Source organism: Pseudomonadota bacterium (genome assembly GCA_010028905.1).
Lineage (GTDB): Bacteria > Vulcanimicrobiota > Xenobia > RGZZ01 > RGZZ01 > RGZZ01.
Map to the genome: position 1 here is coordinate 1 of RGZZ01000171.1, position 9,576 is coordinate 9,576.

6 protein-coding genes are annotated in these 9,576 nt (G+C 66.3%); 5 read left to right on the plus strand and 1 reads right to left on the minus strand.

Features of this window, described 5'->3' with window-relative positions:
* Window positions 1-191 precede the first annotated feature (191 nt).
* From EB084_12795 to EB084_12810, 4 genes are all read left to right on the plus strand, one after another.
* Window positions 192-1,643: a glutamate--tRNA ligase gene (locus EB084_12795; GenBank protein NDD29135.1), complete on the plus strand. Its 1,452-nt coding sequence runs from the start codon at window positions 192-194 to the stop codon at window positions 1,641-1,643.
* Complete coding sequence (locus tag EB084_12800; protein NDD29136.1) at window positions 1,640-2,464, plus strand: hypothetical protein; 825 nt, start codon at window positions 1,640-1,642, stop codon at window positions 2,462-2,464. The genes EB084_12795 and EB084_12800 overlap by 4 nt, the downstream gene beginning before the upstream one ends.
* A gap of 158 nt (window positions 2,465-2,622) precedes the next feature.
* Window positions 2,623-3,504, plus strand: coding sequence for a hypothetical protein (locus EB084_12805; protein NDD29137.1), 882 nt, complete (start codon window positions 2,623-2,625; stop codon window positions 3,502-3,504).
* A 7-nt stretch (window positions 3,505-3,511) separates the two neighbouring features.
* Window positions 3,512-4,204 (plus strand): DNA-binding response regulator, encoded by a 693-nt coding sequence (locus tag EB084_12810; protein NDD29138.1) that lies wholly within the window; start codon window positions 3,512-3,514, stop codon window positions 4,202-4,204.
* On the opposite strand, the gene EB084_12815 is transcribed toward EB084_12810, so the two are convergent.
* Complete coding sequence (locus EB084_12815) at window positions 4,185-8,762, minus strand: hypothetical protein (protein ID NDD29139.1); 4,578 nt, start codon at window positions 8,760-8,762, stop codon at window positions 4,185-4,187. The genes EB084_12810 and EB084_12815 overlap by 20 nt on opposite strands.
* A 221-nt stretch (window positions 8,763-8,983) precedes the next feature.
* Here EB084_12815 and EB084_12820 point away from each other — a divergent pair, with 221 nt between their 5' ends.
* Window positions 8,984-9,463, plus strand: a complete 480-nt coding sequence (locus EB084_12820) for a hypothetical protein (protein ID NDD29140.1) — start codon at window positions 8,984-8,986, stop codon at window positions 9,461-9,463.
* Window positions 9,464-9,576: the final 113 nt, after the last annotated feature.

Sequence of the window (9,576 nt, forward strand, 5' to 3'; positions counted from 1 at the left end):
ATCTCCGCGGCCGCATCGCGGGCCGTCAGATCGGCGCCCAGGCGGTGACGCTGGCACGTCGCTACTGGACTGGCGCCCACTGAGACGGGGTCTGCGGGGTCACGGGTTGGCAAAGCCCGCGCCAGCGAGTAGAATGACAAGCGTCCCGTAGCGACGCCCGCCCGAAGTCTCAAGAAAGCACTTCCAGGATCATGTCTGTACGTACCCGCATCGCCCCCTCCCCCACCGGAGCGCCCCATGTCGGCACCGCCTATGTGGCCATCTTCAACCTCGCCTTCGCACGGCAGCAAGGCGGTGCCTTCCTGCTGCGCATCGAGGACACCGACCAGACCCGCTCAGAGGCCCAGTACGAGACCATGATCTTCGAATCGCTCCGCTGGCTGGGGCTGACCTGGAACGAGGGGCCCGACGTGGGTGGCCCGCACGGCCCCTACCGCCAGTCGGAGCGCAGCGAGATCTACGCCGAGCACGCCCAGACCCTCATCACCCGTGGAACCGCCTATACGTGCTTCTGCACCCCGGAGCGACTGGCCGAGCTGCGCGAGCAGCAGAAGGCGACCAAGAGCAGCTTCCTCGGGTATGACCGTCGCTGCCGCGACCTGTCACCCGAGGAGGCCGCACGGCGCGTCGCCGCGGGTGAGGCCCACGTGGTTCGCCTGAAGGTGCCGGTCGAGGGCCAGCTCACCTTTCACGATCTGGTGCGCGGAGACATCACCATCGGGTTCGAGCAGATCGACGATCAGGTCTTGCTCAAGGCAGATGGCTTCCCCACCTACCACCTGGCCAACGTGGTCGATGATCATCTCATGGGCATCACCCACGTCATGCGCGCCGAGGAGTGGATCACCTCAACCCCCAAGCACGTGCTGCTCTACGAGGCCTTCGGCTGGCAGCCGCCTGGCTTTGGGCATCTGCCGTTGCTGCGCAACAAGGACAAGACCAAGATCAGCAAGCGCAAGAACCCCGTCTCACTCAAGTGGTACGAAGAGCAGGGGTACCTGCCGGAAGCCATGGTGAACTTCCTCGCGCTCATGGGGTTCTCGATGCCGGACGGCCGCGAGATCTTCGGTTTCGACGACATCTGCCAGGCCTTTGCGTTCGAGCGCATCAACTCGGCCGGCCCCGTGTTCGACCTCGACAAGCTGGCCTGGCTCAACGGCGAGTACATGCGCAGGCTCGCCGCGGATGATCTCCTGGCGCGGGTCATCGCCTTCGGCGCGCCCGTGGCCGACGATGCCTACACCCGCGCCATCGTTCCCCTCGTGCAGGAGCGCATGAAGCTTCTCTCCGACTTCACGGCCATCGGCGACTACTTCTTCACCGACACCATCGCCTACGATGCCGCGCTCCTGGTGCCGAAGAAGCGCGAGGCCTCCGAGACCGCCCAGGTGCTGCGCCGCTTCGCCGAGCTCTTCTCTACCCTGCCCGATTCCGATTTCACCAAGGAAGGGCTCGAGCAGGCCATGCGCTCGCTCTCCGAGTCTTTGGGATGGAGCGCAAAAGAGACCTTCATGCCGGTGCGCGTGGCGGTGACGGGCAAGACCGCCACGCCGCCTCTTCTCGAGAGCATCGTCGTGCTGGGACGAGATCGCGCAGCCGCGCGCCTGCGCGCCGCGGCGGAGGCGCTCGGCGCAGGCGCGTGAAGGGAGAGGCAGACGCCCTCGGCAGCCTGCGGTTCACGCGATTTCGCCTGACCTACAAGGTGCTCGAGCGGGCCGTTTTCCCGGCCGAGAAGCCACCGCTCTTTCGACGTCACCTCGTCACGTCGATGCGCGATGCGGCCTGCGGACCAGCGTGCCCCCTTCAGAGCGGCCCGCTGCCGTTCGTGTACGTGCCCCCCGTTGACACCCGCACCAGGCTGCTTCCGGGCGACGCCCTCAAGGCGACGTTCGTGCTGGTGGGAAGCAGCGTCTCGCACGCCGCCTGCTGCATCGTCGGCCTCGACCGGCACACGCGCAAGGGCGTGGGACCTCAGCGGTGCAGGGTCATCCTCGAGCAGGTCGACTGGCTCGACCCGCGGGATCGGCTGTGGAGCCGCTACTACTTCACGAAGGAACAGGAGATCCGCTCGACGCCGGTGGCCTTCGACGCTCGCCATCTCGAGGAGCGCGCCAAGCTTCTGGCAGGACGGACCCGCCTCACCCTGCAGCTCACCACCCCGCTCAGGCTCCCCGCGCCCGTCGATGGCCACGCATTGCTGGGCGCACTCCACGCCAGAATCAGCCAGCTGGGCGTCGTGTGGTGCGAGGGAAACGCCCCCGCCGCGCCTCCGCACGACGACCTCACCGCCGACCTCTCGATGCTGCTGCCCCGACCTCGGGCCCGCCGCACGACTGAATGGAACGGTCACGTGACCCTCACCGGAACCCTCACCCCCTGGCTCGCGCCCCTCGTCGCCGGTCAGCACATCGGTCTCGGGGCGGGTGCCGCCCTCGGGTATGGTCGCTACGAGCTGCGCCCCTGAAGGGTTTTTGCGGGGGAATGAAGAAGATTCAATTCGTCGAGGTTCTCCCTTCTCGCCCGCCCTTCTCGCTCGGTGACGCGGAGTCGAACGAGGCCCGATGACCCCGAGCCCCACGAGAGGAGACGAGAGCTTTGCCCAGGCGGGCCAGTGCGCTACGGGTGGTCTCAAACCAAGATGGCGTTCGAGAGAACCGGCTGAACGACCTGAGCGGAGCCGAATGGCTCTTCTGGACGAGCACCGTCTTCGAGACCTTCTATCCACCGGATGCAACCCATCGTCTGCGAAAGCAGCACGGTGCCATGAAGCCTCCAGAGGTCATGGCTGAGATCATCCGCTTCTTCACGAAACAAGGCGAAGAGGTGCTCGATCCCTTTGCGGGGGTCGGTGGAACCCTTCTTGGCGCGGCCCTCACGGGGCGCAAGGCCATCGGCTTCGAGCTCAACCCGAAGTGGGTCGAGGTCTACAACCAGATTCAGCAGACCTTTGCTGTGGTCGACGGTCGCTTTGTGCGCTGGAGCGAGATCTCCACCGACGAAGGCCCACGCGCAGACGCAACGGCCATCACATCGCCGCTGCTTGCCGGCGACTGCATGCAACGCCTTGCCGCCCTGTCAGATGGGAGCATTGACGCGGTCATCACCGACCCCCCCTATGGCTGCCAGCACTCGGTGACCGGCTTCAAGAACGAGACCAACTTCAACATGACCACGCTGGCCGACACCGCTGACTTCTCGAACAGCAGCGATATCGCGACCTTTCTCGATCGAATGGAAGCATTGGGCTGTCAGGCCTGGCGTGTGCTGCGCCCGGGACGCTACCTGGTTCTCATCGTGGGCGACCGGTACATGCGCGGCGAGTTCGTGCCGCTAGGGGTCATGGTCGCCGAGACGATGCGACGCGTCGGCTTTCAGTTCAAGGGCATGCGTCTGTGGTGGAACAAGGCGACGCAGCGCCCCCTGCGCCCATACGCCGTGAAGACCTGCTTCGTGCCGAACATCGTGCATCAGAACATCCTGGTGCTGCGCAAGAGCGAGTCTTGATCAGACCGTGGTGAAGAGCGCCCGCAAGTCGCGCATCAAGGTGCTGGTTGCAGACGACCAGACCCTGTTCCGCCAGATGCTGGTGCAGCACCTCGACCACGAACCCGACATCGAAGTCGTGGGAGAAGCCCAGAGCGGCACTGACACGCTCTCGAAGATCGAGACCCTGACGCCTGACGTCGTGCTGCTCGACATCCAGCTCGGAGACATGGACGGCCTCGAGGTCACCGAGCACGTGCGTGCGCGGTTCTCGAACACGCGCATCGTGCTGCTCACCGGCTTCCACAACGAAGCCTACATCTATCGCGGACTGCAGGCCGGCGCCAGCGGCTACCTCTCAAAAGACTCTTCCATCGACGGCGTTCTCGATGCCGTGAGGCGCGCCTTCCGCGGAGACGCGCTTCTCGACCCCGCCGCCACAACCAGAATCCTGCGCAAGTTCGAGCAGCACGGACGCGCAGAGGTCACCTTGTCGCCGTCGAAGAGCACCGAGGCCCAGCCAGCCCGCGTCAAGCTGACCCCACGAGAGCACGAGATCCTCATGTTCATCGCCGATGGGCTGTCAAACCAGGAGATCGCGTCGCGCCTCGTGATCAGCGAATACACGGTCAAGACCCACGTGAGCAACCTGTTCCGCAAGATCGAGGTCAATGATCGGGTGCAGGCGATTCTCTACGCCCTCAAGCACCGACTTCGCTGAAGGTCTCTCCAGGGGGCACGCCCTCACCCGGCGGCGCTTCCACGATCTGCTCCGGTGCGTCTTCACTGCTCGGAGACACCACCGGCATCTCGGCCGTGAGCCCGGACAGCTCGTCGTTGTCATCGACAAAGCAATCGCTCTCCACAACAGGCTCTCGCGTGGGCTCGATGCCCAGGCGCTGCAGGGTCTCCCACAATCCCTGAAGCGCGGCTGCGGGATCGCGGTAGAACGCGCTGCCGCGAAGACGCCAGAAGGTCCACCCGCACCGCTCGAGCACACGTTGCGCCTGCAGGTCTTCCTCGTATCGCTCAGCGCCGTCAGAATCCTCGCCCTGACACTCCACCGCCATCATGCAGGTTGCGCCCTGCACGGCCAGATCGATGCGACAGTTCGCCACCTCCTGGCGGGGCAGAACCGTGTATCCGCGGTCGCTGACGCGAAGAAAGACATCAACCTCGAACCAGTTCCGGAAGGGCGCGGGAGCCCCGAGACCGGTGCGCCGTCGTGACGCGGCGGCCCGACGCACCTCTTCGACATCGAGCTGACCAGACGCGTCTTCGACGTATGCCTCGTAGTCGAGGAAGTACTCGAGCAGCTTGCGTCGCAGGCAGTTTCGGCTGAGATTCTCGACCGTCACAGAGTGGAAGAGCCACATCTGATCGCGCGCCCGGCTGGCGGCAACGTTGAACCGGCGCTGCGCGCGCTGGTCTGCCAGTGCGGGCAGCGCGCGTCCCCCCGGCTGCGGGGCCACCACGAGGCTCAGGAACATGACATCGCGCTCGTCGCCCTGGAAGGCGTAGGCGTCGCCGCACACGAGGCCTCGGGCCTCCATCTTCTCGGGACCGAGGCGTTCCACGAGCATCTCGTGGATGAGGTTCGCCTGGGCTTCACCGAGCAGGCTGATCACGCCAAACGACTTCCCCGCGTAGCGCGCATCTTCGATGCACGCGAGAATGCGATCAACGATGGCGGCCGCCTCGAGGGGATTCGTGGTTCGATCGCCCTCACGCACGGTGACGGCATTCTCGACCATGACCGCCGCAACCGGGGGTTCGAGTCGCTGCGAGCCGTACTGGCGCAACGGAATGAGCGGCTCGCTGCGATAGAACTCGATGTTCGAGAACGCAATGATCTCGCGCATGCTGCGGAAGTGCTCGCGCAGGCGTATCCGGCCGCTGAATCGGATGGCGGCCTGATCGAAGAAGCTGTGCTCGATGCCCAGGGCGTCGCCGTGGGGCACATCAGCGAGATAGCGCTGACGAAGGGCTTCCACGCGCTCGGCCGAGATACCCACGTTGTCAGGGCTGATCTGCTTGTCGTCGCCGACCACCACGATGCGCTTGGCCAGATACATCAAGAACAGGGCGTCTGTTCCGCTCTGACTGGCCTCGTCAACCACCACGACCTCAAAGGCGTCGCGCTTCGCCTCGATGCTCTCAGCCACGCGGTAGATGGGCATGACCCAGGCGGGAATGGCCGAGCGACACTCGTCGAGATGCGCGCGTGCGGCCTGCCGATGCTTGTCGGCATAGCGGCCCTTGCCCTTGCCGACGCGACGCACCGCCATGGTCCAGGCACGCAGGTGCTGCTGCTCATGCTCGGTCATTCGCTCGAAGCAGGCGTTCCAGGCCATCTCTGAGGTGAGGCGCCCCCGCAGCGCGAGAATCTTCGCGCGATGCTCGTCGAGGCGGGTCGAGAGGCGCTCGAGCTCGGTGCTTGCGAAGAGACGCGTGAGCCAGGTGCCTGCGCGAGCCCAGTCCCAGGCCTCCTCGAAGCGATCGAGCCGGAGCTCCCAGTCGGCGCAGTCGAGCGTCTCTCGCAGGAAGGCGTCGAACTGGGGCGCGCGCGAGCGCAGGCGCTTCTCGACCTCGAGGCGCTTCGTTCGCTTCTCGCGCTCGTCGAGCAGGCGCACGATGCTCTTGTAGGCCGCGGTGTAGGCGTGCTCGTCACGCGAGTTCACCGCCGCCTCGAGCGTCGCCATCGCGTCGTGAGACTGGGTTCCGGCGAGGAAGTCGCGCAGCACCGCGTGCACCGAGTCGATGGCCCCTCTGGCCTGCCCGCCCACCTTCTCGTTGCGCGCGGCCACCGCCACCCACTGCAACGCCCGCACGGCCTGCAGCTGGTGCCAGGCCGGGGCCATGAGCCCACCGATGGCGTCGATGGCCACCTTCGCGGCGTCACGCCGCGTTCCGAGAGAGAGAATGGCATCGAGCTCGTCGCGGAGCTTCTGGAAGACGGCCACCTCAGGACGCAGCGCGGTGGAAGGCAGCCGCGTGCGCTCAGACCACCCCTCGATGAGACGAAGAAGGCGATCACGCGCGTCGAGCCAGCCGAGCAGCTGCTCGAGGGTCTCGAGGTTGTCGCAGCGACGATTGTCGACCTTCACCCGATCGATGATCCACGAGGCTTCCTTCAGCTCGCGTGGCCACATGACGCGAAGCCCCGTGAGCTTGCGCCCTGCGCGAAGCGCGGCGGTCAACGCCTCGGCGTGCGCGCGGACGTGCGGCAGACGGCCCTCGCTGATGCCCGCGACGCGAGCGCGCAACGTCTCGCGCGAGTAGCGCTCGATGACACTCATGTGCTCCTGGGTGAAGCGGAAGAGCTCCTGCCAGACCGCGGCATTCCCTTCGAGAGCCTCCATGGTGGCGCGAGGCACCCAGGGATAGGGGTCGTCGAGAAGCGGTTCCGCCGCGCGCGCATAGCTCTCGAGGGTCTCGACAAGCGCCTGGAGGCGCGTGTCGTCGACCTGGGTCAGCGCGTGGAACGCCGGATGATCGCGACGGCTGTCAGAGGCCATCTTCCCGCGCGCCGACTCTTCGTTCTTGAGCATGTCGACGAACGCGCCCGGCGTCGGAATGGCGTCGAGATCGATGAGCTTCTGGTCGAGCGAGGCGTCGAGCACCGCGTCGAAGTCGCGCAGCAGGCCGTAGTAGAGCAGCGCGTCGTCGTTCGTGATGGGGGCGCTCTTCTCCGGATCGGGGGTCTCCGGCATCCAGCCGTGGTCGGCCTGCTGATCGCGCAGCTGCCGCGCGATGACCTGCGCGGTTCCCTTGTAGTGACCGAATCCGAGATCGTGCGTCACCGTCTCGCTCATGCGCAGATCACGCAGATCGCGCAGCGTCTTGACCTCAGACTCCTGCTCGTGGGTGATCTCCTGACGCAGATGCCGGATCGTCTTGCGCGAAGCGTCGGCGGTCCAGTTGGCGCTGCGCTCGACGATGGCCTGAACCGACTCTTCAAGGGTTCGCATCGCCTCTTGATCGTCGCCGAGCAGCGTCACGCAGAGCGGCGCGATGTCAGCGGGAAACTTGTCCTTGAGAACCTTCAGCGCACGTGAGGTATGGCTGGTCACGAGCACGCGCTGCCCGGTGGCCAGCAGGTGGCAGACCAGGTTGGCGATGTTGTGCGACTTGCCCGTGCCGGGGGGACCCTGCACGAGCACGCCCTGGCGCTGCAGGATGGCGCGCGCCACGTGCATCTGCTCGTCGTTGGCCTGCAGGGGGAAGTAGATGTCGTCTGCGTCTGCGGCCTTCGTCTTGCGCGCATCGTCGATGATCGACACGAGGCGCTCGACCCCAAGCGGAAGCTCGGTGGAACGCGACATGTCGTCGATGGCCCGATCGAAGAAGCGCAGCAGGCTTCGCTCGGTTCGCTTGCGCACGATGATGGCGGGGGCGAAGTGCAGCGTCGGCTTGTCGCCGGCCACCTTCTGGCGCGCGAGGGTGTTGTCGTATCTTGCCCCGATGCTGTCGGCCCAGAGCTGAAGCGCCGCCTGCAGCTCGTCAGACTCGAAGAGATCGTCGCCCACCTCGGCCAGCAGCTCTTCCACGTCTCGCGCCACCTCGAGCGGAGGGGCCTCCGCGGTGTCGAGCATGTCCTGCTCGAGCGAGAGCTTCATGCCCTCTGCGGCCGGGGTCACCGTGATCAGCCCCTGCTCGGTGTCGAACGACACATCGCATCGCGCCGTGAGAACGTGGCGCTTTGCCGTGCTGCCATTAGGGGTCTTCCAGGCCAGGAAGCCCGCTCCGAGAATGACCTCGAAGGTCTCCCCCAGGCGCATCTGCTTCTGGTGCATCGTGTAGAGGGCCGCGTAGGCCTTGACGGCCAGATGTCGCCGGTGATCTTCAGCCGCCCACGCCTTCCAGATCACGAGGTAGGCCGCGAAGGCCGCGTCGACCTCCTGGGTCCGGCCCTTGCGCGCGAGGCTCAGCTTCTCCTTGGGATCGGCGGCGATGCGATCGCGCAGGTCGAGTGAAGGCCGCGACGAGTCAGTCAGCTGCGCGGCGTCGAGCCAGGCCCGCAGCTCGGCGGGCGGCTCTGGCGCTGGCACGCGATCGGGCTTGCGGATCTGCAGCCACTCGTCGGGCTCATGGGTATCGTTGCGCCCGCGACGCGCCGCAAGCCAGCACGCGTCGCTGCTGGGCAGCTCGTCGAGCCACAGCACATCGCCCCCCTGAACGGCATACTCTTCGATGGTGCGCGTCGTGCGCGTGCGCAGGCGCGTGAGCTCACGCAGGAAGGTGAAGAGGTTGAGGGCTCGATCGCGGTTCTGGGACAACAGTCAGCGCTTCTCTCGGAAAAGATTGTGGATGACCGAGGCGACCCCGCAACGCGCAGGACGGTTCTGGCTTCGCCCCCCGCCGGCTATCTCCTGTAGCGAACGGCACCCGACAAGCCGATGCGCGGCATGCCGTCGCACGAAACCGCGGCGCGGGGCGAGCGTCCACGCTGCGGCCCGCGCGCCGCAGGACAGGTGCGGCAAACGGGGAAGACCATGGAATGGGCAGACTGCTCGTCAATCTGGTCATCGTGAGCCTGCTGGTGCTGATCTTCAACGCGCTCGGGCTCGTCACGCTCAGCGCCACGCCCCACATGGCGAAAGACCCCACGCTCGGGCACGTGCTCGACGCAACCGTCATCGGTGTCGTCATCTGCGCGGCCGGCGAGGTGGGTTCGCTGCTGTTCGCGCTGTTCGTCGTGGTGACGTTCGGCCTGGGCTGCATCCTGCTCCCCGTGTACTGGCTGCTCATCGGCTACTTCAAGCTGAAGCTCGCGTCCACGGTACTTCCCGGGTGGTTCGACTACTCCCACAACCTGCTCTCGGTGCTGTTCGTCAGCTGGACCCTGGGCGCGAGCAGGCTGCAGACGCAGCGCGAGCGTACCTTCGGAAGGCGACGGCAGCCGGACGAGACGCCCCCCGGCCAACCGCGCGAGGTCGTTGCCGAGTGGCACGAGATCAACGACCCTCCCCCGCGCTGAGCGAGGGCGGCCACGCAACCCCACGTCAGGCAGCCACGGCGGGGGCCGTCTCGGTGGCCCTTGCCCTTGGCGTGAGCGAGGGGCTGGGCGGCGTGCTCGGTCGACACGGCCAC

Bases quoted from the DNA above. Each gene is read 5' to 3' on its own strand.
- EB084_12795 (NDD29135.1), top strand. From the start codon at position 192: ATGTCTGTACGTACCCGCATCGCCCCCTCCCCCACCGGAGCGCCCCAT.
- EB084_12820 (NDD29140.1), top strand. From the start codon at position 8,984: ATGGGCAGACTGCTCGTCAATCTGGTCATCGTGAGCCTGCTGGTGCTG.